The following is a 25,053-nucleotide window of genomic DNA, read 5'->3' as shown; positions in this document are numbered from 1 at the left end:
CGCCAGGTTGCGCAGTACTGCGGGCCCGGACCGGACATTCGTCACACCCGCCATGAATGGCGCCCCCTCGGGAGGCCGTGAATTCCGAATGCCTCGAAGCCGCAGGCCCCGGGGACACGGACGCGAGCCGGGTGGCCGGTTCGTCATTCCGGGCGCACCACCGCCGGGTGAGCATTTCCTGACCTTCGCGGGAGTCGGCGTCGCGCCGTCAAAAGGCTTTCCGATGTTCGTTCGTCCGCACCCCGGGCGACGCGCCACGAAGGCCTGGTCCATCGTTGCCGCCGTGCTCGCAGCGGGGCTGACCTACGATCACCGCCCGGGCTGTGGTTGCTCGCGGCTCCCCTCCTTCCGGCCCCGGCCCCGGTACGGGTTCGCCGACACGCGGCCGAGCGACTGGGCCTGCCCCTGTCCGTGCCCCTCGCCCGAGCAGGCCCCCTGCACCTGCTGGCCCTTCCACCCGACGACGCGGACGGGCCGGAGAAGGTGCACGTCGCGCTGGCCAACGGCGAGTGGCACGGCAACCGCCTGCACCCGGGATCGGCGGACGACTGCCCAGGCCGTGTTCGGCGCACAGCGGCCACGCCTGCCGCAGACGCCAGCCGTGGGCGCGCTCGACGCGCTCGTCCGCCCGCGTCGTCCCCATCGGAAGAGGCGGCGGGCCGGTTGACGTCCCCTGCGCCCCGGTCGTCGAACGGGTGGACCGTTCCACGATCGGTCGGGCCGTCCACGGGATCCGCCCCTTGCCGGCGGCGCGCGACACCGGGGGGCCGTCCCCGGCGCGCGATCGGCGTACCGGGCGGCCTCGCACACTTTCTCGACATATCGGGCATACCTGTCACCGCCGTTGACACCCGCCCGGGTACCTGGTGGGCTGGCCCGGCGGAGCGGGTGCAGGCGGTGCACCGGGGTGAGGGGCCGGTGAGCTGCCGGGTTTTCGGCAATCGAGGAGGTCCGGTGCAGGCACGGGTGTCGGTGGCCGCGGGACGGCGCCTGCGGCAGCAGCTCGGACAGAACCCGGCCCTGCGTGAGTTCCTGGAGCACCCGGCGGCGCTGACGGCCCGCCGGACGGCCGCCCGTACGGCCCGCCAGCTGGCCCCGCGCGCCGCCGACCGGCTCATCGCCGACCTCAAGGGCACCGAACCGCTGCTCGCCTCCGTCCGCGCGGAGCGCCGCCGCCCCGGCCGCCGCCGCAGCACCCTGCAGCTCGCCGCGACGCTCTCGGCCGCCGCTGTCGTGGGCGGCCTGCTGGCCGGACCGACGGCCTGGGCGACCGCCCCGGGCATCGCCGACCGCACCGTCAGCAGCGCCCCGGTCACCCCGCTCGGCTCGCTCACCGAACCCCAGGTCTACCCCCGCCCGCAGCAGTTGGCCGCCGCGGGCACCCCGGTGGCCGTCCCCGACACCGTCGCCCTGGTCGCCGCCGCCCACGCCGACCGGTCCGCGCTGGCCGCCGTCCGGCAGGTGCTCGGCACGGCCGGCGCCACCGACATCGTCGAGTCCGACGGCGCCGCGGCCCCGGCCGCCGGCTCGCTCGTGGTGTACGTCGGCGGGCCCGCGGAGGGCTCCGGCGGCGACACCGACCGGACGCTGCGCCGGCTGGCCGAGGCCGCCGGACGCCCGGCCGGCGACCTCTCCACGGTCGGACTGCCCGCCGGCGGCCACGTACTGGCCGCCGGACAGCTCCCCGCCGCCGGCGGCGGCAGCTACGGCGCGGTGGTGCTGGCCGGCGTCGACGGCACCGGCACCTTCTACGCCGCGCAGAGCCTGCGCCAGCTCCTCGCCCCGCTGACGCCCGGCCAGGGCCAGGGCCCGTCCGCCGCCGGCAAGGGCCTGCCCGGGGTCGTGCTGCGCGACTGGCCGAGCGGCGCCGCGGTGCGCGGCACCGCCGAGTCCTTCTACGGCACCCCGTGGACCACCGAGGAACGCCTCGACCAGCTGGACTTCCTCGCCCGGACGAAGCAGAACTTCTTCCTGTACGCGCCCGGGGCGGACCCGTACCGCACCGGCCGCTGGCGCGAGGCCTACCCGGCGGCGCAGCTGGACGGGCTGCGCCGGCTCGCCGAGCGGGCCCGGGCCGACCACGTCGTGCTCGGCTACTCGGTCGACCCCGGGCAGTCGTTCTGCTACACCTCCGGCAAGGACGTGGACGCGCTGGTCGCCAAGCTGGACGGGCTGCGCCGGCTCGGCTTCGGCGCCTTCCAGCTGCAGTTCCTGGACGTCAGCTACGACGAGTGGCACTGCACCGACGACCGCCGCCACTACGGCACCGGCCCGGCCGCCGCCGCCAGGGCGCAGGCGGACCTCGTCACGCAGGTGCAGCGCCGGCTGGTCGCCGCCCACCCCGGTCTCGCGCCGCTCTCGGTGGTGCCGACGGAGTACCAGAAGCAGGGCGCGACGCCGTACCGCACCGCGCTGGCGGGCCTGCTGCCGGCGGGCGTCCAGGTGGCCTGGAGCGGCGGCGCGGTCATCGCGGGCACCGTCTCGGGCGACCAACTGGCCGCGACGGCCGGGCTGTTCGACCGCCCGCTGATGACGCTCGACAACTACCCGGTGAACGACTCCACCCCGGACCGGCTCTTCCTCGGCGGCTACACCGGCCGCGACCCGGCGGTTGCCACCCGCTCCGCGGCCCTGCTGACCTCCGCCATGGCCCAGCCGGTCGCCTCCCGGCTGCCGCTGGCCACCGCCGCCGACTTCGGCTGGAAGCCGGAGGGCTACCGCGCGGCCGACTCGCTGAAGGCCGCGGTGCACGCGCTGTCCGGCGGCGACGCCTCCGCCGAGGCCGCGCTCACCGCCCTGGCCGCCAACAGCGCCTCCTCGCCGCTGGACAAGCAGGAGTCCGCCGCCCTGCAGCCGCTGCTGGCGCGCTTCTGGGCGACCCTGGAGCCCGCCTCCGGCACCGCGCCCGACCAGGCCGCGCTCCAGCAGGTCGCCGCCCCGCTGCGGGCCGCCTTCGCCACCATGGCGGGCGCCCCCGCGGCCCTGGCGGGACAGCCGATCGGGGCCGACGCCGGCCCGTGGCTGGACCGGCTGGCCGGCTACGGGCGGGCCGGGGAGGCCGCCGTCGCGATGCTGCTGGCCCAGCGCGGCGGTGACGGCAGCGCCGCCTGGCAGGCCCGGGTGGACCTGCGCCGGCAGCGCGAGCAGCTCGCGCAGGGCTCCGTCACGGTCGGCGCCGGGGTGCTGGACGCCTTCCTGGAGCGGGCCCTCAAGGACGCCGACAGCTGGTCCGGGGTGAGCTCCGGCTCCGCCGCGCCGACCACCACGCTCGGCAGCGCCGACGATCACGTGCCGTCGCTGATGACCGACGGCGCCGCCGACACGTTCTACTGGAGCTCCGCGCCGCCGCAGGCCGGCGACGCGGTCGGCCTGGACCTCGGCGCCGGGCGTCCGCTGGGCCGGGTGACCGTGCTGATGGGCTCCTGGGGGACGGCCCCGACGCGGCCACCGCCGCCGACGACTACCTGCGCGACGGCGTCCTGGAGTACACCACCGGATCCGGGGCTGGCGCCAGCTCGGCGTGGTGCACGGGCAGAAGAGCATCTCGGTGACGGCCCCGGCGGGCACGGTCGCCAAGGCCGTCCGGCTGCGGGCCCGCACCGCGCAGAAGACCGCGATCGCCGTCCGGGAGTTCTCGGTGACGGCGCCGGACGACAACCCCGCCGTGGTGACCGGTCCGGCGGCCGCGCCGGGCTCCTCCGCGGACGCCGTGCTGGACGGCGACCCGGACACCGCCTTCCGGGCCGCCGCGGCGCCCACCGACAGCACCGTCCCGCTGACCGTCGAGCTGGGCTCCGCCCGGCCGCTGGACCGGGTGACGGTCCTGACCGACCCGACCGTGCAGGCCACCGCGACGGTGGCCGTGCGCGGCACGGACGGCGCCTGGACGACCATCGGCACGCTGCGGCCCGGCTACAACGAGCTGCCCGCGGGCGGCCGGCCCGCCGACGCGATCCGCCTGGTGTGGGCGGCCGGCGGCCAGGCGCCGGTGGTCAACCAGGTGGTGCCCTGGTACGCCGACACCCCGGCGGCGCGGCTCAGCCTGAGCGACGCCAGCGTGGACGTGGTGACCGGCCAGGCGGTGCCCGTCCGGACGGATGCGATCCTGGAGTCCGGGCGCCCGGAGGGCACCAGCGGCGAGCTGAAGGTCGAGGTGCCGACGGTCGCGAAGGGGCTGACGGTGACCCAGGCCGCGGCCGTGGCGGTGCCCCGCGGCAGCCGCGTCGGGGTGCCGCTCCAGGTGGTCGCCGCGGCCGGGACGCCGTCCGGGACGTACCAGGTGCCGGTGACCTTCACCGCGGGCACGCTGACCGTGCGGCAGACGCTGACGGTGCACGTGGTGCCGCCGACCGGCGGTCAGGACCTCGCGCCGGCCGCCACCGCCACCTCGTCGGGCGACGAGACCTCCGCCTTCCCGGCCGGCAACGTGAACGACCGCGACCCCCGCTCGCGCTGGTCCTCGCCGGCCGAGGACGACGCCTGGGTGCAGCTGCAGCTGCCGCAGGCCGTCCGGCTGGGCTCCGCGGTGCTGCGCTGGCAGGACGCGCACGCCTCGGCGTACCGGCTGGAGTCCTCGGCGGACGGGGTGACCTGGACGACGGTGGCCTCGGTGGACGACGGCACCGGCGGGGTGGAGACCGTCCGCTTCGACGCGCCGAACACCCGCTTCCTGCGGATCCAGGGCGTGAGCCGGGCGACCAAGTACGGCTACTCGCTGTGGGGCGTGGAGCTGTACGCCGTCACGTCCTGACGAGCAGCCCGGCCAGCGAGGTGAGCGCGCCGGGGGTGGCTCCGCTGCGGTCCAGCAGCCGGGCCTGCAGGCCGGCCGCGCGGGCCGCGGCGACGTCCTCGACCGGGTGGTCGCCGACGTGCAGGACGCGCGCGGGCTCGACGCCCAGCCGCTGTGCGGTGATCCGGTAGATCGCCGGGTCCGGCTTCTGGACCCCGCACTCGGCGGGCCGCACCACCGTGTGGAACAGCGGCTCCAGGCCGACCCAGGCGAGCTCGGCGTTGCCGTTGGTGGTGAGCGCCAGCGGCAGCTCGGCGGCGAGCACCGTCAGCACCTCGCGGACCTCGGGGAACAGCCGGGTGGCGCGGGCCCGGGCGGCGGTGAACTCGGTGTACAGGGTGTCGGCCAGCTCGGGGCGGTCGGGCGCGCGGCGCCGGACGGCCTCCGCGAAGCCGGCCCGCCGCAGCTCGGCGAGGGTCGCGCCGGGGAGCCCCGCGGCCACCTCGCGGCGGATCCGCTGGAGCCAGTCCGTCCCGACCGGCGGGCCGTCCAGGGCGCGGCCGAGGACCTCGGCGGCGTGCGCGATGGCGACCTCGAACGAGGCCGAGAAGTCCCAGAGGGTGTCGTCGCCGTCGAAGGACAGGGCAGCGATCGGGGGTGTCACGGTCGGTCTCCCGGGGGCGGTGCGGCGGACGTCCGGAGGGTGCGGAGGACGACGGCGGGCCGCCGACGCTCCCGCTGGGGGTGCGCCGGCGGCCCATGAGGCGTACCGAGGTGTGGCGGGCAGGCCCTTGTCTGTCAGGCGGAGAGTGCTTCCGGGTGCTCTCCGCGGCGGGTGGGGTGGGTCCGGACGACGGCCGGGCCCGGCAGGGCACCCCCGTGATCCGTATGGTCGTGGTGCTCGTACTCCCGGAACTGGTCGAGTCCGCCGTACGGCTCCAGGTAGGGCCGCCAGCGCGGGTCCTTGATCCCGGTGCCGATGACGCGCCAGGCCAGGCCGCTGGGCGGGGCCGGGGGCGCTTCATCCGCCACCCGAGTTCGGTGAGGTGGCGGTCGGCCTTGGTGTGGTTGCAGCGGCGGCAGGCGGCCACCACGTTGTCCCACCGGTGCTGGCCGCCCCGGCTGCGCGGAATGACGTGGTCGACGCTGGTAGCGGCGGCCCCGCAGTACACGCAGCGCCCGTGGTCACGGGCGAACAGGGCGCGGCGGGTGAGCGGGACGGGCCCGCGAAAGGGCACCCGGACGAAGCGGGTGAGTCGGACGACGGACGGTGCCGTCACGGTGTTCGTGGCGCTGTGCAGAGTGATTCCGGAGTCCTCGAGGCTGATGGCCTTGTGGTTGAGGACCAGGATGAGGGCGCGGCGGGTCGAGACCACTCCGAGTGGCTCGTACGACGCGTTGAGGACCAGGACATGCGGCACGGATGCCTCCTTGGTACGCCTGCGGCGCGTGGCTCGCGCCGGGACGAGCGGGTGATCGCATTGCGGCGCGATCTCCCCCAGTGTCGCCTTACGCCTTCGTACGGCGCCACCACTCCTGTGTAACGGACCGGATGTGGAATCCGTCATAGCCGGTATGCCCGCACACAGGCCGCGATGCACCCGTCGCCCCCGGTGAGAGGGTGTGGGCGGGGCCGGAGGCACGCTGACGGGGCGTCCGGGGCCGGGTGCCGGGGCCGATACTCTTGGGCGGGACGGCCCGCAGGCCGGGCCGTCGCCGGCGCCGTGCGCCGGTCGCAGCCCGTACCACGGAAGGCCCGCACGTGTTCCGGTCCGGTGTCACCGGCCTCCTCGCCGAAGCCACGCCCGCCCCCGCCCAGCCCAGCCTCGACCTGAAGCTGCCCACCAGCGCGGGCGAGGTGACGGCCTCCACCAAGCAGGCCGCCAGCTGGCTGGACCAGAACTGGCAGAGCTGGGTCGAGGGCGCCGTGCGCATCGTCTTCATCGTGCTGCTGGCCCTGATACTGCGGGCCGTCGTCCGCAAGCTGATCACCCAGCTGATAGCCCGGATGGGGCGGCCCTCGGAGGACGAGGCGGAGACCGGCCGGCTGGGCGGCCTGCTGGCCAACAGCGGAGTGGTGAACACCGAGCGCCGCCAGCAGCGCTCGGAGGCGATCGGGTCGGTGCTGCGCAGCGTGGCGTCCTTCTCGATCCTCGGCACCGCGGCCCTGATGGTGCTCGCCGCGCTGGGGGTGAACCTGGCTCCGCTGCTGGCCAGCGCCGGTGTGGCGGGTGTGGCGATCGGTTTCGGCGCCCGGAACCTGGTCACCGACTTCCTCTCCGGCGTCTTCATGATCATGGAGGACCAGTACGGCGTCGGCGACGAGATCGACACCGGCGTGGCGACCGGCACCGTCCTGGAGGTCGGCCTGCGGGTGACGAAGCTGCGCGGTACGAGCGGCGAGATCTGGTACATCCGCAACGGCGAGGTGAAGCGGATCGCCAACATGAGCCAGGGCTGGAGCACCGCCTCGGTGGAGGTCCAGGTCGGCTACAAGGAGGACCTCGTCCGGGTCGAGGCGCTGATCACGGACGCGGCCGAGCAGCTGTCCAAGGAGACCCCGTACGACGAGCTGATCTGGGGCCGGGTCAAGGTGCTGGGGGTGGACTCCGTCGCGACGGACTCGCTGGTGCTGCGGGTAGAGGCGCGGACCACGCCGGGCAAGTCGGCGCAGGTGGCGCGGGCGCTGCGGCAGCGGCTGAAGCTGGCCTTCGACGAGGCCGGGGTGAAGCTGAAGGAGGAGGCGACGGCCGCCGTGCCGGCGCAGGCGGTGGAGATCGCCGCGCCGTCGGCGCTCGCGGACCCGCACTCGCCCCGCTCCGAGGCCGCGAAGCCGATCCCGGTGGCACCCACGGAGTGAGCCGTCCGGCAGCAGGCCCCGTTCCCTGATGGGAGCGGGGCCTTCGTGTTTCCCGGCCCTGCCGGGGAGGCGCCGGTAACGCTTCGACGTCGGGTCATTGACACCCCCTGGGAGAGGATCTACCGTCCTCTCCAGGGATTGGAAAGTTTCCTAACAGTTCGCCGCCGCACCCCTTGCGGACCCGACCGACCCGCACGGAGGAGGATCGAGACGTGACCGACACCACCCGCCCCCGCTCGCCGGAACGCCCAGCCTGCTGCGCGCCATCAACGACCGGGCCGCGCTCGAACTGCTGCTCGCCAACGGCCCGCTGTCCCGCACCCAGATCGGGACGCTGACCGGCCTCTCCAAGCCCACCGCCTCCCAGCTCCTGGCCCGGCTGGAGGCCGCCGGGCTGGTCGTCCCGGTCGGCACCACCGCCGGCGGCCCCGGGCCCAACGCCCAGCTCTACCAGGTCAACCCCGCCGCCGGATACGTCGCCGGACTGGACGTCTCCACCACCCACGTGCGGATCGCCGTCGCCGACATCACCGGCACCACGCTGGCCGAGCAGCAGGTCGCCACCAAGGGCTGGCCGGCCGCCGCCACGGTCGAGAAGGTCGCCGCCGCCGTCGCCGCGACCGTCCGGCAGGCCGGGCTCGCCGAGGACAGCCTGCGCGAGGTGGTGATCGGCGTGCCCGGCGCCCTGGACCCCTCCAGCGGCAAGCTCCGCTACGCCTCCCACCTGCCCGGCTGGCACTCGCCGCGGCTGGTCGCCGAGCTGGAGGAGGCGCTCGGCGCCCCCGTCGCGATCGAGAACGACGTCAATCTGGCGGCCATCGCCGAGCAGGCCTTCGGCGCCGCCGCCGGCTGCGAGGACTTCGTGCTGCTCTGGGCCGAGGAGGGCATCGGCGCGGCCATCGTGATCGCCGGCCGGCTGCACCGCGGCTTCACCGGCGGCGCCGGCGAGGTCGGCTACATGCCGGTGCCCGGCGCACCGGTCGTCCACGACGTCCGCCGCCGCAACTCCGGCGGTTTCCAGGAACTGGCCGGCGCCGACGCCGTGCTGGCACTGGCCGCCGGGCACGGGCTGGCGGCGCCCACCGCCGAACAGGCCGTGCAGCTCGCCCTCACCACCCCCGGCGCGGGAGACGACTTCCTGGCCGTGCTGGCCGAGCGCTTCGCGACCGGCCTGGCCGTGATCGTGTCGGTGGTCGACCCGGAGCTGCTGGTGCTCTCCGGCGGGATCCCGGCCGCCGGCGGCGAGCGGCTGCGCGAGCTCGTACAGGAGGCGCTCGCCTCGATCTCCATCCCCCGGCCCGAGGTGCGGTTCACCACCGTCCCGGGCTCCCCCGTCCTGCACGGCGCGCTCCAACGCGCCCTCGCCGCCGCCCGGGAAGCGGCCTTCACGACCCACTGACCCACCGAACCGCCGAACCACCGACCCGCCCCGAACCGAGCGCACGCACCGCACCGCACCCGTACGACACCTCACCATCCCCCATGCACGGGCCGAAGGGCGATGACGCCTGCCCGCGTACCCCCAGGAGGAGCAGAAGTGCACACCCCCGCAGATCCCGTCGCACCGCCGCCGCCCTCGCCGGCACCGCCGCCCTGGCCCTGTTCTCCGCCGCCTGCACCGGCACGCCCCAGGGCGGCGGCGACGACGGCTCCGCGCAGGGCAAGGCCGTCACCATCACCTTCTGGCACGGCTGGAGCCAGGACAACGAGACCAAGGCGATCAACGACAACATCGCCGCGTTCGAGAAGTCCCACCCCAACATCCACGTCAAGGTGGTCGGCAACATCGCCGACGACAAGAGCGAGCAGGCCCTGCGGGCCGGCGGCGCCGACGCCCCCGACGTGGTCTCCTCGTTCACCACCGACAACGTCGGCAAGTTCTGCTCCGCCAAGGTCTGGTCGGACCTCACGCCGTTCCTCAAGAAGGACGGCATAGACCCGGCCAAGACCTTCCCGTCGGCGATGCTCACCTACAGCGCCTACCAGGGCAACCAGTGCTCGCTGCCGCTGCTCGGCGACGCCTACGGCCTCTACTACAACAAGACCGCCTTCGCCGCGGCCGGGATCACCGCGCCGCCGAAGACGTTCGGCGAGTTCGAGGCGGACGCCGTCAAGCTGACCGTGCCGCAGGGGGACGGCTTCAAGCAGCTCGGCTTCATGCCGAACTACCACGGCTACGAGTCCACCCCTTCGCACTTCCTCGGCCAGTACGGCACCGACTACTTCGGCAAGGACGGCAAGTCCGACATCGCCACCGACCCGAAGGTCGCCGCGATGTACACCTGGCAGAAGGCCCTGGTCGGCAAGCTCGGCGGCTTCGACAAGCTGGAGAAGTTCCGCACCGGCTTCGGCGACGAGTTCAGCGCCAAGAACCCGTTCACCACCGGCCAGGTGGCCATGGCCATCGACGGCGAGTGGCGGACGGCCTCGCTCGCCGACGACAAGCCGGCCTTCGAGTGGGCCACCGCGCCCTTCCCGGTGCCGGACGACCAGGCGGCCACCTACGGCCGCGGCTACCAGACCGGCACGATCATCGGCATCGCCAACAGCAGCCGCAAGCAGACCGCCGCCTGGGAACTCGTCAAGTACCTGACCACGGACACCGACGCGGTCGTCACCTTCGCCAACGCCATCCACAACGTGCCGAGCACGCTGGCCGCGCTCGACTCGCCGAAGCTGGACGCCGACCCCAACTTCAAGACGTTCCTGGACATCGCGAAGAACCCGAACTCCTCCACCACGCCCGCCTCGGTCAACGGCGGCGCCTACCAGGTCTCCATGCAGAACCTCGGCTACGAGTTCGAGTCCGGCAAGCAGGCCGACCTCCAGGCCGGCCTCCAGGCCACCGCCAAGGAGATCGACGCCGCCATCGACCAGGCCAAGTGACGGACGCACCATGGCACTTCTCGGCACACCCCGCCCGGCGGCGCTGCGACGCAAGCGCCGCCGGGAGGCGGGCCGCACGCTCGCCTTCCTGTCGCCCTGGCTGATCGGCTTCGCGGTCTTCTTCGCCTACCCGCTGATCTCCACCGTGTACTTCTCCTTCATGAAGTACGACGGCTTCACGGCCCCGACCTTCACCGGCCTGAAGAACTGGAACTACCTGTTCCACCACTACCCGTTCTTCTGGCAGGGCCTGCGCAACACCCTGTGGCTGGTGGTCGTCATGGTCACCCTGCGGACGGTCTTCGGGCTCGGCGTCGGGATGCTGATCACCAAGGTGAAGTCCGGCGCCGGCTTCTTCCGGACGGCCTTCTACCTGCCGTACCTGGCACCGCCGGTGGCCGCCACGATGGCCTTCGCCTTCCTGCTCAACCCCGGCACCGGCCCGGTCGACCACCTGCTCGGCGAGCTCGGCCTGCCGCAGCCCGGCTGGTTCACCGACCCGAGCTGGTCCAAGCCCGCGCTCACCCTGCTGGGGATGTGGGGCGTCGGCGACCTGATGGTGATCTTCATGGCCGCCCTGCTCGACGTCCCCAAGGAGCAGTACGAGGCCGCCGAACTCGACGGCGCCGGCCCCTGGCAGCGGTTCCGCTTCGTCACCCTGCCGAACATCTCGCCGATCGTGCTGTTCGCCGTCGTCACCGGAGTCATCCAGACGATGCAGTACTACACCCAGGCGATCGTCGCCGGAAAGGTCGCCAGCGGCGTGATCGGCGGCTCCGGCCAGCAGTTCGAGCCCGGCTACCCGCACGGCTCCACCTGGACGCTGCCGCAGATGGTCTACAACCTCGGCTTCCAGCGCTTCGACACCGGCACCGCCTGCGCGGCCGCCCTGATCCTGTTCGCGATCTCGATGGCCTTCACGACCCTGCTGCTGCGCCGCAGGTCCGGCCTGCTCGGGGAGGACTGACCAGTGACGCTCACCTCGACCCTGCCGGTGCACGTCGCCGCCCGCACCACCGCGGCCCGCACCGCCCGCCGCCGCGCCCTGCTCAACTGGGTGGCCGTGCACGCGCTGGCCATCGCCGCGGCACTGTTCTTCCTGCTGCCGTTCGTCTTCGTACTGCTCACCTCGGTGATGAGCGACCAGCAGGCGCTGACCTCCGACCTCTGGCCGGGCAGCTGGCACTGGGGCAACTACGTCAAGGTCTGGCAGACCCCGGCTTCCTCACCTGGTGGCGCAACACCCTGCTCTACGCGGGCGCCGGCACCGTGCTGACCGTCGTCTCCAGCCTGCCGGTGGCGTACGCGCTCGCCAAGTTCCGCTTCCGGGGCCGCAACGTGGCCCTGATGGCGGTCATCTCGATGATGATGCTGCCACCGCAGGTCACGATCATCCCGATGTACCTGTTCTGGGCCAACCAGCTGCACCTCACCGGCACGCTCTGGCCGCTGATCATCCCGATGGCGTTCGGCGACGCGTTCACCGTCTTCCTGCTGCGGCAGTTCCTGCTCACAATCCCCAACGAGTACCTGGAAGCCGCCCGGATGGACGGCTGCGGGGACCTGCGCACCCTGCTCCGGGTGGTGCTGCCGATGGCGAAGCCCGCGATCGCCGCCGTCGCGCTGTTCCAGTTCTTCTCCTGCTGGAACGACTACTTCGGCCCGCAGATCTACGCCAGCGAGAACCCGGGCGCCTGGACGCTCAGTTACGGCCTGGAGTCCTTCAAGGGCGCCCACCACACCAACTGGAACCTCACCATGGCGGCGACCCTGCTGGTGATGGCTCCGGTGATCATCCTCTTCTTCTTCGCACAGAAGGCCTTCATCGAAGGCGTGACACTGACAGGGGTCAAGGGCTGATGTCCGCACTGAAGTTGGCAATCGTCGGCGGCGGTTCCACGTACACACCGGAGCTGATCGACGGCTTCGCCCGGCTGCGGGACAGCCTGCCGATCGGCGAACTCGTGCTGGTCGACCCGGCCGCCGACCGGCTGGAGCTGATCGCAGGCCTCGCCCGCCGGATCTTCGCCCGGCAGGGGCACGGCGCGCAGGTCAGCACCGCCACCGACGTCGCGGCCGGCGTCCAGGGCGCGGACGCCGTCCTGCTGCAGCTGCGGGTCGGCGGACAGGCCGCCCGCAACCAGGACGAGACCTGGCCGCTGGAGTGCGGCTGCGTCGGCCAGGAGACCACCGGCGCCGGCGGTCTGGCCAAGGCCCTGCGCACCGTCCCGGTGGTGCTGGAGATCGCCGAGCAGGTCCGCCGGGCCAACCCGGACGCCTGGATCGTCGACTTCACCAACCCGGTCGGCATTGTCACCCGCGCCCTGCAGACCGCCGGCCACAAGGCCGTCGGCCTGTGCAACGTCGCGATCGGCTTCCAGCGGAAGTTCGCCGCCCACCTGGGCGTGGCACCGGAGTTCGTCCGGCTCGACCACGTCGGCCTCAACCACCTCACCTGGGAGCGCGGCGTCACCCTGCTGGACGCCCCCGGCGCCGCCACCGGCCGCGAGGTGCTGCCGGAGCTGCTGGCCGGCCACGGCGAGGAGATCGCCGCCGACCTGCACCTGCCGCTCGACGTCGTCCGCCGGCTGGGCGTGGTGCCCTCCTACTACCTCCGCTACTTCTACCAGCACGACCTGGTGGTCGAGGAGTTGAAGGAGCAGGGCTCGCGCGCCGCCGCGGTCGCCGCCATCGAGAAGCAGCTGCTGGAGATGTACGCCGACCCGACCCTGGACACCAAGCCGGAACTGCTCGGCAAGCGCGGCGGCGCCTTCTACTCGGAGGCCGCCGTCCAGTTGATCGCCGCACTGCTCGGCACCGACGGCACCACCGGCGTGCAGGTGGTCAACACGCGCAACGACGGCGTGCTGCCGTTCCTGCCGGACGACGCCGTCATCGAGGTGCCGGCCGAGGTCGACGCCGCGGGCGTCCGCCCGCTGCCGCAGCGCCCGGTGGAGCCGCTCTACGCCGGGCTGATCGCCGGCGTCACCGCGTACGAGCACCTGGCGCTGGAGGCCGCGCTCAAGGGCGGCCGCGGCCGGGTCTTCGACGCCCTGCTGGCCCACCCGCTGGTCGGCCAGATCGACCTCGCCGACCGGCTGACCGACCGGCTGATCGACCACAACCGCGCCCACCTCGGCTGGGCGTGACACCGCACATGACCACCTCGCGCCACCCCGGGGAGAACTGATGGACCGTCTTCACGGCGGGCAGATCCCCGGCGTCCTCGCCATCGACGCCGGAAACAGCAAGACCGACGTGGCCCTGGTCGCCGCCGACGGCACCGTCCTCGGCTCCGCCCGCGGCGGCGGCTTCCAGCCCCAGCCCGGCGGCGCCGACCGCGCGATCGGCGCCCTCACCCCGCTGGTCGAGGCGGTCGCCGCGCAGGCCGGGCTGAGACCGGAGGGCGTGCTCACCACCCACGTCAGCGCCTGCCTCGCCAACGCCGACCTGCCGGTGCAGGAGGCGCAGCTGCTGGCCGCGGTCGAGGCCCGGCCCTGGGGCGTCGCCAGCTCCGTCGCCAACGACACCTTCGGCCTGCTGCGGGCCGGCACCGACGGGCCGCTGGGCGTCGCGGTGGTGTGCGGGGCCGGCATCAACTGCGTGGGCCTGCTGCCCGACGGGCGCACCGCGCGCTTCCCCGCGCTCGGGGTGCTCACCGGCGACTGGGGCGGTGGCGGCGGACTGGCTGCAGAGGCCATGTGGCACGCCGCCCGGGCCGAGGACGGCCGGGGCCCGGCGACCGCCCTGGCGGGCGCGATCGCCGCCCACTTCGGGGTGGCCGGTGCCACCGCCGTCGCCGAGGCGATCCATCTCGGCGAGCTCTCCCAGGAGCGGCTGCACGAGCTCGTCCCGGTGCTGTTCGCCACCGCCGAGGCGGGCGACCGCACCGCGCTGGACCTGATCGACCGCCAGGCGGCCGAGATCGTCGGGTTCGCGCGGATCGCGCTGACCCGGCTCGACCTGCTGGGCCGGCCCGCGCCGGTGGTGCTCGGCGGCGGCGTGCTCGCCGCCCGGCACCCGCTGCTGATCGACAACGTCACGGCCCGGCTCGCGGCGGCGGCCCCGCTGGCGGAGCCGCGGGTGGTCGTCGCCCCGCCCGTGGTGGGCGCCGCCCTGCTCGGCCTGGACCGGCTCGGCGCCGGCCCGCAGGCCCAGCAACGGCTGCGGGACGCCTACGCCCCGGTGCAGTCGGCCGCGGCCTAGGCCGCCACGTACTCCGCGGCCGCCGGGGCCCGCACACCCCGGCGGCCGCGGTTCGCATGTCGCGGTACCCTGCCGTCCTTCGACGGTGTGTCAGGGGGCTGCGGGTGGGTGTTCCGACGATGGGACGGGAGCGGGTCGTCGGCATCGCCGTCCGCAGGTGGGCGAGCCGGGCGGCGCTCGCCGCGGCCGTCCTGCTCACCGCGCTCCACGCGGCGGGCGTCTGGTCGGACCGCTCGGGCGGGCTGGTCCGTGTGCAGCAGGTCTTCGGGTCACCGTGGTGGCCGGCCACGGCGATCGGGCTGCTCACCGTCGCCCCGTTCCTCGGTCCGGCCGGTGAGCGCCGGGGCTGGCGGACCGCGGCCTGCGTCGCACTCGGTCTGACGCTCTGTCTCGCCCTGCTCGTCATCCTTGCGGAACGGGAGTTGCGCTTCCCGCCCCGGCAGGTCGCGGCGTCGGCCCCGCAGGGGCGGGCGGACCGCCGGGTGGTCGCCGCGTACGACGGCGGCGAGGACCCCGTCTGGTCGGTAACGCTTTTCACCGGCTCCGGCTGGTCGGAACGCCGCTGGGACCTCGGGAACTTCCGGGTCGGTGACGAGGGCGGCCCCGGCGGCGATCCGGTCGCCTGGCGGGGGCCCGACGCCTTCACGGTCACGGTGCGCGGCACCCGGACGCTCGTCCGACTCGACCCCGCCTCCGGCCGTCCGCTCGACGCCCCGCACCGCTGAGCAGGCCGGACGGGCGGGGACGGCGGTCACGGGGCGGCGGCCGGCGATTCGGTGGCCGGCGGTTCGGTGAATTCTCGGTCACGAATTCGGCGCCCGGGGAATGTACGTTGATCGGACGGTCCGATGACCGCTACGCTCCCGGCTTCGTACCGCGCACCCGACCCACGGGACCGCGCACGTCCCCAGGGGAGCACGCCAGATGGCGATCCGTAAGTCCACCATGCAGGAGCAGGTCGCCGAGGCGATCGCCGCGATCGAGCCGAACGACCGGCCCGTCGTCACCTTCCACACCGTCACCGGCCCGAACCCGTGGCTGATGAGCCAGCTCGGCCTGATCGGCCAGCTGTTCGTCAAGTACTACTTCGTCACCCTGACCGAGCGCGTGGTCGTCGTGCACCGTGCCGCCCGGATGAGCAACCGGCCGCAGGAGCTGCTGCACGTCATCCCGCTGGAGCAGGCCCGCGGCCTGATCAGCCAGGTCGACCGCGGCGCCGTGTGGAGCTCGATGCGCCTGCACCTGCCCGGCGACGAGAAGCCGACCCGCCTCAACGTGGGCCGCTACTGGCGTGCCGAGCTCGACCAGTTCGTCCCGGCGCTGACCGGTGTGACGATCGCCGGCTGACCGGCCGTCCACCGACCGGACGCACGACGGAGGCCGGGCCCTGGCGGGCCCGGCCTCCGGTCGTCGGCGGCTGTCAGGCCAGGTGCTCGTCCACCCAGGCGGCGAGGATCTTCGCGCAGCCGTCCACCGACTCGCGCCAGCTGCGGGCGGCGCCGTCCCCCGCCTCGTCGCTGACGTGCTTCACCAGGCGGACGGGCACACCGGCCCGGCCCGCCACGGTGGCGATCGCATAGCCCTCCATGTCGACCAGGTCCGCGGTGAGCGCCAGCCGCTCCCGGGCCACCGGGTCCGAGACGAACAGGTCGCCGGTGGCGAGCACCGGGCCGTCCCCTCGCCGAGGTCGATCGCGTCGCCGTAGCTGCGGCCGGTCAGCTCGCGCAGCACCGGGGTGTCGATGTCGTGCTGGATCACCTTCGCGATCCGGTGGGTCGTCCCGGCCAGGCCCGGGCGCAGCGCGCCGGCGGTGCCCAGGTTGACCACCTCCGAAGGGCGGACGCCCTGGGCCAGCACGGTCGCCAGACCGGCCGCGGCGTTGATCTTGCCCATCCCGGTGAGCAGCACCGGAAGGCGCCGGTCGAGGTGGGCCGCCTCCTCGCGGACGGCGACGACGAGCAGCGGGCGGTCCGGGGACACGGTGCCAATCAGTTGCATGGAACCCATGCTACGGGCGGTGGCATCACCCCCGGCGGCCGCCGCGGGCCCCGGCCGGCCCGCCCCGGCACGGCACGAGGAGCGCCCGTGACGGCCCGGGCGGATCGTCCCGTTACGGGCCGAAGAGGCGGAACGCGCGGAAGGCGCTACCTCAAGACCGACACAACTCGGGTGTGACCGTCACAAGCGGCGGCCATACTGCTGGCTGAGGGGGATCCCCCGGCACGGGGTGAGCCACAGGGGAGGATGAGCGCGGGTGACGACACCGGCGGAGTTCGAGGGGGCTGCGGCCGCGCCGCAGGCGGAACGGCCACAGGCGGAAGGCCCACCGGGGCGGCCGGACGTGCCGGGCGCCCGCCGCCCGGGCGGCCCGCTCGCGGACGGCCGGGACCGGCTCGCCGAGCTCGGCCGGGCGGCCCGCACGCCGCCGGGTCGGCTACGGCTGGCCGGCGCCGTCCTGGCCGGGCTCGCCCTGTTGTTCGGGGCCAGCGCCGCCTGGCAGGCCGGCGCCCGGGCCACCGCGGCCGACCAGGTCGTGACGCACAGCCGGCCGCTCAGCCGGGACGCCAGCGAGATCTACCGGTCGCTGGCCGACGCCGACACCACGGCCGCCACCGGCTTCCTGCTCGCCGGCGACGAGCCGGCCGCCGTCCGCAAGCAGTACGAGGACGACCTCGCCACCGCCGCCCGGCTGCTCACCGAGGCCGCCGGGCAGGCCGCCGCAGGCTCCGAGGCGCAACGGCTGATCGGCAGTCTCAACGAGCAACTCCCCTCGTACGCAGGCCTGGTGGAGACCGCTCGGACGGACAACCGGCAGGGCCTGCCGCTCGGCGGCGCCTACCTGCGGCACGCCTCCGGGCTGATGCAGAACACCATGCTGCCGTCCGCCCAGCGGCTGGTCGCCGTGGAATCGGCCCGGCTGGACGGGGACTTCGCCGCCGCCGAGTCCCTGCCGTGGACGGCCCTGCTGCTCGGGGCCGTCACCATCGGCGCGCTCCTGCGGTACCAGCTGGTGCTGTTCCGCCGGACCAACCGGGTGGTCAACCCCGGCCTGGCCGCCGCCACGCTGGCGGTGCTCACCGCCACGGTCTGGCTCGGCGCCGGCGGCCAGGCGTCCTCCTCGTCGCTGGCCGCCGCCCGGACCTCCGGCGCCGGTCCGCTGCGGGTGCTCGGCGACGCCCGGACGCAGGCGCTGCAGGCCCGGGCCGCCGAGAACCTCAACCTGGTCTCCCGCGGGGCGAGCGACACGTACACCAAGCGCTGGCAGAGCGTCAGCGAGGCGCTCGGCGGCCGGGCCGGCGACGCCGCGGCGGGCGGCGGCGCACCGCAGAGGGCCGGCGGCGGCACCCTGGACACCGCCGGCAAGAACGCGCCGTCGGACGCCGCGGTCCACCTGGCGAAGGCCCGCACGCTGTTCGCGGCCTGGGACACCCGGCACGCGGCGGCCGCCCGCAGCGATCAGAGCGGCGACTACGACTCCGCGCTGAAGGCGACCGTCGGGCTCGGCGGGACGGACACCACGCAGGCGGCGTTCGCCGCCATGGACCGCGAGCTGGCCGCGGCCGCCGAGGCCGAGGAGGCCCGCTTCGGCACCGGCACCTCCGGTGTCGCGGGCGGGGACGAGGCGCTCGCGGTGGGCGCGGCCGTGCTGGCCCTGCTCGCGGCGACAGGCACGGTCAGAGGCATCGGCCGCCGACTGGCCGAGTACCGGTAGGGGGCGGCGATGACACCACGAACGGGACGAGCGGGCAGAACGGGCGCGACGGGGCGCGGGCGACGGCTCCGGCGGCCGACCGCGGCAGCGGCGGTGCTGGCCGCCGCCGCGGCGCTGCTCACCTCCGCGGGCCCCGGGGCGGCCGCCGCTCCCACCGCTGCGGCTCACGCCCCCGCGGCGGCCCCGGCACTGGCCCCGGCGGCGGACACCTGCGACGTGACGAAGAGCGCGGCGCCTGCGAAGGACCCGGACGGGGCCGCCGTCCGGCGGATCCGGCAGCGCGGCTCCCTGGTCGTCGGAGTCGACCAGAACAGCTTCAACTGGGGCTTCCGCAACCCGCGGACCGGCCGGATCGAGGGTTTCGACATCGACCTCGCCCACGCGATCGCCGCCTCGCTGTTCGGCGACCCCGACCGGATCACCTTCAAGACCGTGCCGACCGCCCGGCGGATCGACGCGATCAAGAACGGCGAGGTCGACCTGATCACCCGCACCATGACCATCACCTGCGACCGGCTGAAGGAGATCGCCTTCTCCGCGCCGTACTTCCGCTCCGGCCAGCAGGCCGTGGTGCCGAAGGCGGCGAGGATCACCTCGACCGCCCAGGCGTTCCGGGGACGCCGGGCCTGCGTCGCCGCGCAGTCGTCCTCGGAGGCCGAGCTCAAGCGGGACGCCCGCGGCACCGCCTCGGTCACCGTGGTGGAGAACCAGCTGGACTGCCTGGTGCTCATGCAGCTCGGCCAGATCGACACCACGCTCACCGACACCGCGCTCGGCGCCGCCCAGGCCGCCCAGGACCCGGGCATCGAGCTGGTCGGCGACACCATCGCCCCCGCCTTCATGGGCGTCGCGGTCAGCAAGGCCGCGCCCGACCTGGTGGCCTGGGTCAACCAGGTGCTGGCCGACTACCGCTCCGGCGGCGGCTGGCAGCGCAGTTACGACCACTGGCTGGCACCCACCATGGGGGCCTCCTCCGCGCAGTACCTGCCGTAGTCTCGTCACCCCCGCCGGTCTGCCGCCGGTCCCCCGCCGGCCGTACGGCCGGTCACCGCACCGCAGTACCGTCAACCCAGGCCCGCCGCACGGGCCGCACCGAGAACCAGCCGCCCGGCGCACCCGCCGCGGCGAGCCGCACCGGAGAGGACGACCGTTGGCAGGAACTGCCGGACCGGCGATGAGCCGGGAGGAGGTGGACCGCGCACTGGCGCGGCTGGGCGCCGAGCGCGACGCCGTGGAGGCGGCGCTGCTGGCCCTCCAGGACCATCCCGGCCGGCGCCTGCTGGAGGGGGCCGAACTGGCCGGCCGCACGCTGGAGCGGTGGTCCGTCGCCGGGCAGGGCCTGGAGGTGCTCTGGTCGCTGTTCGACCGGTACTCCGAGGCGCTCGCCTCGGCCCGGGCCGTCCGCTCCCGCCGCAACCGGCCCGGCAGCGCCGAACTGGCCGAGCTGGGCGAGCTGCTGGGCGGCCAGTCGGTGACCGTCTCCGGCGGCCAGCTCCCCGACGGCGCCGTGCGCCTGGGCGGACCGGCCCGGCTGGTCGAGCGGATGAGCCTGGCCGACCTGCTGGAGCGGATGAACACCTGGTACGGCGCCGTCGTCGAGGTGGTGACGGCGGTGGACGCGGTGTGGTCCGCGCTGCCCGCCCGGATCGACCTGCTGCTGGCCGAACTGCACCGCGTGCAGATGCTGGCGCTGTCGGTCGGCGTCCGGCCCGGCGGTCACCCCCTGGCCGACGATCTCGCCCGGCTCGCCGAGGACCTGACGGCGCAGCGCTCCGAGGTCGTCTCCGATCCGCTCGCCCTGTGGCGGCCGACCCGGGTGCCGGCCCAGCGCGGCACCGGGGCGGCGGGCCCGGACGGGAAGAGCGGTGACGGCAAGACGAGCAAGAACGCGACGGAGCGCGGCAGGGCGGGCGGCGCGGTGGACACCTCGCGCTTCGACCGGGCCGGACGGGCCCTGGACGACGTCCGGGTGGAGCTGGAGGGCCTGCTGCGGCTGCGCGACGAGTCGCACGAGCGGCTGCAGCAGGTGGGCGACCTGTTGCAGCGCGCCGACGCGACGCTCGCCGAGGCCCGCCGGGCCCGCGGCGAGGTGCTGGCGAAGATCGCGGCCACCGAGGTGCCGGCGGTGCCCGGCCCGGCGTCCGCCCTGCGCGAGCGGATCGCGCAGGCCGTGGAGCTCCAGCACAGCGGGCAGTGGTACCGGCTCGGTCCGCTGCTGGACGCGCTGGAGGACGCCGCCGCCAAGGAACTCGGCCGGGCCCGGCACTCGCTGACCGAGGTCGCCCAGCCGCTCGCCGTCCGCGCCGAGCTGCGCGGCCGGTTGGAGGCGTACCGGGCGATGGCCTCGCGGCGCGGCATGACGGAGGACCCGGAGGTCGTCGAGCGCTTCGAGAAGGCGCGCTGGCTGCTGTGGAGCGCGCCCTGCGACCTGCGCGCCGCCGCCGACGCGGTGGCCCGCTTCCAGCGCGCCGTCCGGCCGCACCCGGCCCTGCCCCCGCCGCGGCAGCGCCTGCGGAGGGTACCGCCGTCGCAGTGGTGGAGCGGGCGGGCAGCGCGGCCTCGCACGGTGTGCGCGACGCGGACGGTGGGCAGGAGGGGGACGGTGTGCAGGGCGGGGAGGGCGTGCACCCGGGGGACGGCGTGCAGGACGGGGTGCCGCTGACGGACCGGCGGCAGGACGGGGGATCCGATGGGTGAGGCCTGTGTGCGGCCCGAGTGCTCCGGCACCGGGGTCATCGACGCGGACGGCTACTGCGACGACTGCGGCGTGGCCGCCCGGCCCGCCGCAGGCACCGGCACGCACGGCAGTGCGCGGAACGCGGCGCCGGACGGGGCGGCGAACGGCGCGGCGCCGGCGCTGCCCGCCGGGCCGGTCGGCTGCACCCGGGACTGCCCGGGCACCATCGACGCGGACGGCTACTGCGACGAGTGCGGGCTGGCCGCCCCCGCGGGAGAGGCCACCGCGGTGCACGTGCCCTCCGCGCGGACCGGGTCGGCCCGTTCGTTCTCCCGGCGGTCGATGTCCGGCCGCTCACGCTCGCACGGCTCGACGCGGACGGGCAGCGGCCGGTCGGTCTCCGTCCGCAGCAGCCGGGGCTCCACCGGCACCGGACGGCGCGGCAACCTCGGCGCGGGCCTGGTCGAGGTGCCGCCGGTACCGCGGCACGACCCCGCCTCGGCCGTACTGGCGAACCCGGAGGTACCGGAGCGCAAGCGGTTCTGCAGCCGCTGCGACAGCCCGGTGGGGCGGTCCAAGAACGGCGACCCCGGCCGCCCCGACGGGTTCTGCACCAAGTGCGGCACCCCGTACTCGTTCACGCCCAAACTGCGCCGGGGCGACCTGGTCGGCGGGCAGTACGAGGTACTGGGCTGCCTGGCGCACGGCGGCCTGGGCTGGATCTACCTCGCGATCGACCGCCGGGTGAGCGACAAATGGGTCGTGCTGAAGGGCCTGCTGGACACCGGCGACGAGGACGCGCTGGCGGTGGCACTGGCCGAACGACGCTTCCTCGCCGAGGTCGACCATCCCAACATCGTCCGCATCATCAACTTCGTCGAGCACCCGGATCTGCGGACCGGCGCCTCGGACGGCTACATCGTGATGGAGTACGTCGGCGGCAAGTCCCTCAAGGACATCGCCAACGGGCGCCGCACCCCGCAGGGCCGCCGGGACCCGCTGCCGGTCGAGCAGGCGATCGCGTACGCGCTGGAGGCGCTGCCCGCGCTCGGCTACCTGCACGCGCGCGGGCTGGTCTACTGCGACTTCAAGGTCGACAACGTGATCCAGAGCGAGGACTCGCTCAAGATCATCGACATGGGCGCCGTCCGCCGGCTGGACGACGACGGGCCGATCTACGGCACCGTCGGCTACCAGGCCCCCGAGATCGCCACCGACGGGCCGTCGCCCTCCTCCGACCTCTACACCGTGGCCCGCACGATGGCCGTGCTCTCCTTCGACTTCCAGGGCTACACCGACACCCACCGCTACGACCTGCCCGGCCCCGAGCAGGTGCCGCTGTTCGACCGCTACGAGTCGTACTACCGGCTGCTCGTCCGGGCCACCGACCCGGACCCGGCCCGCCGGTTCGGCTCCGCCGACGAGATGGCCGACCAGCTCACCGGCGTGCTCCGGGAGATCCTCAGCCTCCAGGACGGCCGCCCGCGGCCCGCCCTCTCCGCCCTCTTCGGCCCCGAGCTGCGCGTCGTCGACACCGAACTCCGGCCGGGGCCTCCCGAACCGGCCGTCACCGCGCTCGCCCTGCCCATCCCGCGGGTGGACCCCGCCGACCCGAACGCCGGGTTCCTCGCCGCCCTGGCCGGCGGCACGCCCGGCGAAGCCCTCGCCGCCCTGCGCAAAGCCGCCACCGACTCCCTCGAACTGCGCCTGCGGGTGCTGCGCTGCCACCTCGAACTCGGTGACCGGGACGCCGCCGAGGAGGCGCTCGCCGCACTCGCCACCGACCACGGCGACGACTGGCGGGCGGTCTGGTACCGCGGGGTCGCCGCCCTGGCGGCGGGCGAGGCCGGCCCGGCCGCGGAGGCCTTCGACGCGGTCTACGACGCCTTCCCCGGCGAGGCCGCGCCCAAGCTCGCTCTCGCCGCCTGCGCCGAGCTCCTCGGCAACGGCGCGGACGCCGCCGAGTTCCACCGGCTGGTCGCCACCGCCGACCACGGCTACGTGGGCGCCGCGTTCGGCCTCGCCCGGGTGCGGCTGGCGGACGGCGACCGGTCGGGTGCGGTCGCCGCGCTGGAGGCCGTACCGGAGTCCTCCGCGCACTGGACCGCGGCCAGGATCGCCGCCGTCCGCGCCCGGCTGCGCGACCGCGGCCCGGCCGACCCGCTCGGGCCCGAGCTCGTCCGCTGCTCGGAGCAGCTCACCGGCCTCGCCCTGGATGCGCGGCGGCGGGCGGAACTGACGGTCGAGGTGCTGGACGCCGCCCTGGGCTGGGTCCGGGCCGGCCGCCCCGACCGGACCGGAGCGGCTGGGGCGGGAGCGGCCGGAGCAGCGGGAGCGGCGGGTGGGACGGTCGCCGAAGGGGCGGGCGGGACGCTCGCCGGGGCAGCGGACGCCGATACGTACCAGGTGCTCGGGCATCCTGCGGACGAACGGGAACTGCGGTTCGCCCTGGAACACTCCTACCGGGTGATGGCGCGGTTGTCCGACCGGGCCGAGACGAGGATCGACATGGTGGAGCGGGCCAATCGGGCCCGTCCCCGGACGTGGGTGTGAGCAATGCCGCAGCAGCAGACCGTGTGCCCCAACTGTGCCGAGCGCCTGGAGCCCCAGGACGCCTACTGCGGAGCCTGCGGGCAGAACCTGACGCGCCCTCCGGAGACCGCCGGCCCGGCCCCCGCGGCCGCGCCCGGTGCGCCTGACGGATCCGGTGGGTTGGGTGGATCCGGTGGATCGGGCGGATCGGGCGGTCCGGCCACGGTGAGCGACCCGGCCGCTCCCGGACGTGCCGCGGCGGGCGGCTGTGCGCACTGCGGCGCAGGTGAGGTGGCCCCCGACGGGTACTGCGAGGCCTGCGGCAAGGCCCAGCCCAAGCCCCGCGACCACCAGGAGAAGGCCCTCGACGGCGTCGCCGGCGTCAGCGACCGCGGGCTGCGCCACCACCGGAACGAGGACGCGTTCACCATCGCCGGCACCTCGCTGCCCGACGGCGAACCGGCCGTTGTCGCGGTCGTGTGCGACGGGGTCTCCTCCTCGCCGCGGCCCGACGAGGCGTCCGCCACCGCGGTCGACGCCGCCTCCGAGTCGCTGCTCAGCTCGCTCGAACGGGGCGAGGACCCGGCCGCGGCGATGCGCCGCGCGATCGGCGACGCCAACCGCGCGGTCACCGCCCTCGCCCACGACGGCCGCAGCCCCGCCCAGCCCGGCGGCGGCGTCAACGCCCCCGCCTGCACCTACGTCAGCGCCGTCTCCGCCGCCGGGCTGGTCACCATCGGCTGGGTGGGCGACACCCGCGCGTACTGGATCCCGGACGACCGCGAGTCCGCCGAGCCGTACCGGCTCACCGAGGACGACTCCTGGGCCGCCCGGATGGTGTCGGCCGGCCTGATGGCCGAGGCCGAGGCGTACGCCGACCCGCGGGCCCACGCCATCACGGGCTGGCTCGGCGCCGACGCCGAGGACCTCCTGCCGCACACCGTCTCCTTCACCCCGCACGTCCCCGGGGTGCTGCTGATCTGCACCGACGGCCTGTGGAACTACGCCGAGGCCGCCACCGACCTGGCCTTCTTCGTCCGGACGGACGCGCGGACGGAGCCGCTGGCCGCGGCCCGCGCGCTGGTGAACTTCGCGGTCACCTCGGGCGGGCACGACAACATCACGGTGGCCGTCCTGCCCATCACGCCGGCCGTCGAGGAGTACGAACCGACCCTGCTCGACCTGCCCGTGCAGCGCCCCGCCTCGGACACCCCGGCGCCGGCCGGCGGCCCCTCCCGTGCGGCGGCGGGCACCGGCGGCCCGGCCGGTACGGGCGGGGGCGGCGGTACGGGCGGGGGCAGGCACGACGTCACGGTGCCGGACCTGCCCCCGCTGCCGCCGCTGCCCGACCTTCCCCCGCCACCGGCGATGCCGCCGATGCCGGCCTTCGCGCCCACCGCGACGCCGGGCTCCGGCTGACCGCACCACGGCACGCCCTTGCGGGTCACGGG

Annotated in this window: 17 protein-coding genes and 3 pseudogenes; 16 read left to right on the top strand and 4 right to left on the bottom strand. The window is 74.9% G+C overall.

Annotated elements, in window-relative coordinates:
- Positions 1-411 precede the first annotated feature (411 nt).
- Both ABEB13_RS28020 and ABEB13_RS28010 read left to right on the top strand, forming a co-directional pair.
- Positions 412-3,186, top strand: a pseudogene (locus ABEB13_RS28020) (glycoside hydrolase family 84 protein); the annotation flags it as partial.
- 334 nt (positions 3,187-3,520) lie between these two features.
- Positions 3,521-4,750 (top strand): discoidin domain-containing protein, encoded by a 1,230-nt coding sequence (locus tag ABEB13_RS28010; protein ID WP_345707660.1) that lies wholly within the window; start codon positions 3,521-3,523, stop codon positions 4,748-4,750.
- Here ABEB13_RS28010 and ABEB13_RS28005 read toward each other — a convergent pair.
- Positions 4,740-5,393 (bottom strand): HAD family hydrolase, encoded by a 654-nt coding sequence (locus tag ABEB13_RS28005; RefSeq protein ID WP_345707659.1) that lies wholly within the window; start codon positions 5,391-5,393, stop codon positions 4,740-4,742. The genes ABEB13_RS28010 and ABEB13_RS28005 overlap by 11 nt on opposite strands.
- 134 nt (positions 5,394-5,527) lie before the next feature.
- Positions 5,528-6,150, bottom strand: a pseudogene (locus ABEB13_RS28000) (HNH endonuclease).
- 341 nt (positions 6,151-6,491) lie between these two features.
- Here ABEB13_RS28000 and ABEB13_RS27995 point away from each other — a divergent pair.
- The 9 genes and pseudogenes from ABEB13_RS27995 to ABEB13_RS27955 all read left to right on the top strand — a co-directional run bounded on the left by ABEB13_RS27995 (position 6,492) and on the right by ABEB13_RS27955 (position 16,028).
- Positions 6,492-7,589 (top strand): mechanosensitive ion channel family protein, encoded by a 1,098-nt coding sequence (locus tag ABEB13_RS27995; RefSeq protein WP_380230742.1) that lies wholly within the window; start codon positions 6,492-6,494, stop codon positions 7,587-7,589.
- A gap of 265 nt (positions 7,590-7,854) precedes the next feature.
- Entirely contained in the window at positions 7,855-8,988 is a 1,134-nt protein-coding gene (locus ABEB13_RS27990) for an ROK family transcriptional regulator (RefSeq protein ID WP_345709848.1), read from the top strand.
- Between the two features lie 83 nt (positions 8,989-9,071).
- The gene (locus ABEB13_RS27985; RefSeq protein ID WP_345707658.1) at positions 9,072-10,475 is read left to right on the top strand and encodes an ABC transporter substrate-binding protein; all 1,404 of its coding nucleotides are present in this window, start codon (positions 9,072-9,074) and stop codon (positions 10,473-10,475) included.
- A gap of 10 nt (positions 10,476-10,485) precedes the next feature.
- Entirely contained in the window at positions 10,486-11,442 is a 957-nt protein-coding gene (locus ABEB13_RS27980; protein ID WP_345707657.1) for a carbohydrate ABC transporter permease, read from the top strand.
- A 3-nt stretch (positions 11,443-11,445) separates the two neighbouring features.
- Positions 11,446-12,335 (top strand): annotated as a pseudogene (locus ABEB13_RS27975) (carbohydrate ABC transporter permease).
- An 8-nt stretch (positions 12,336-12,343) separates the two neighbouring features.
- Complete coding sequence (locus ABEB13_RS27970; protein ID WP_345709847.1) at positions 12,344-13,624, top strand: 6-phospho-beta-glucosidase; 1,281 nt, start codon at positions 12,344-12,346, stop codon at positions 13,622-13,624.
- A gap of 40 nt (positions 13,625-13,664) precedes the next feature.
- Entirely contained in the window at positions 13,665-14,681 is a 1,017-nt protein-coding gene (locus ABEB13_RS27965; RefSeq protein ID WP_345707656.1) for an N-acetylglucosamine kinase, read from the top strand.
- Positions 14,682-14,800: 119 nt separating this feature from the next.
- The gene (locus ABEB13_RS27960) at positions 14,801-15,406 is read left to right on the top strand and encodes a hypothetical protein (RefSeq protein WP_345707655.1); all 606 of its coding nucleotides are present in this window, start codon (positions 14,801-14,803) and stop codon (positions 15,404-15,406) included.
- A 199-nt stretch (positions 15,407-15,605) separates the two neighbouring features.
- Entirely contained in the window at positions 15,606-16,028 is a 423-nt protein-coding gene (locus tag ABEB13_RS27955; protein WP_345707654.1) for a hypothetical protein, read from the top strand.
- Between the two features lie 73 nt (positions 16,029-16,101).
- Here the strand turns inward: ABEB13_RS27955 and ABEB13_RS27950 are convergent, their stop codons facing one another.
- Both ABEB13_RS27950 and ABEB13_RS27945 read right to left on the bottom strand, forming a co-directional pair.
- On the bottom strand, positions 16,102-16,296 hold the full coding sequence (locus ABEB13_RS27950; RefSeq protein WP_345709846.1) for a phosphorylase family protein: 195 nt from the start codon (positions 16,294-16,296) through the stop codon (positions 16,102-16,104).
- Complete coding sequence (locus ABEB13_RS27945; RefSeq protein ID WP_345707653.1) at positions 16,209-16,679, bottom strand: phosphorylase family protein; 471 nt, start codon at positions 16,677-16,679, stop codon at positions 16,209-16,211. The genes ABEB13_RS27950 and ABEB13_RS27945 overlap by 88 nt, the downstream gene beginning before the upstream one ends.
- A gap of 256 nt (positions 16,680-16,935) precedes the next feature.
- Between ABEB13_RS27945 and ABEB13_RS27940 the strand changes: the two genes are divergently transcribed.
- From ABEB13_RS27940 to ABEB13_RS27920, 5 genes are all read left to right on the top strand, one after another.
- Positions 16,936-18,393 (top strand): hypothetical protein, encoded by a 1,458-nt coding sequence (locus tag ABEB13_RS27940; RefSeq protein ID WP_345707652.1) that lies wholly within the window; start codon positions 16,936-16,938, stop codon positions 18,391-18,393.
- 93 nt (positions 18,394-18,486) lie between these two features.
- Positions 18,487-19,386: a glutamate ABC transporter substrate-binding protein gene (locus ABEB13_RS27935; protein ID WP_345707651.1), complete on the top strand. Its 900-nt coding sequence runs from the start codon at positions 18,487-18,489 to the stop codon at positions 19,384-19,386.
- 157 nt (positions 19,387-19,543) lie between these two features.
- Complete coding sequence (locus tag ABEB13_RS27930) at positions 19,544-21,055, top strand: hypothetical protein (RefSeq protein ID WP_425559918.1); 1,512 nt, start codon at positions 19,544-19,546, stop codon at positions 21,053-21,055.
- 27 nt (positions 21,056-21,082) lie between these two features.
- Positions 21,083-23,623, top strand: a complete 2,541-nt coding sequence (locus ABEB13_RS27925) for a serine/threonine-protein kinase (protein WP_345707650.1) — start codon at positions 21,083-21,085, stop codon at positions 23,621-23,623.
- A 270-nt stretch (positions 23,624-23,893) separates the two neighbouring features.
- The gene (locus ABEB13_RS27920; protein ID WP_345707649.1) at positions 23,894-25,021 is read left to right on the top strand and encodes a PP2C family protein-serine/threonine phosphatase; all 1,128 of its coding nucleotides are present in this window, start codon (positions 23,894-23,896) and stop codon (positions 25,019-25,021) included.
- Positions 25,022-25,053 lie beyond the last annotated feature (32 nt).

Origin of the sequence: Kitasatospora paranensis (genome assembly GCF_039544005.1) — a bacterium.
GTDB classification, from domain to species: domain Bacteria; phylum Actinomycetota; class Actinomycetes; order Streptomycetales; family Streptomycetaceae; genus Kitasatospora; species Kitasatospora paranensis.
The sequence above is the reverse complement of the archived record's forward strand: the minus strand, read 5'-3'. Positions and strand labels throughout refer to the sequence as shown.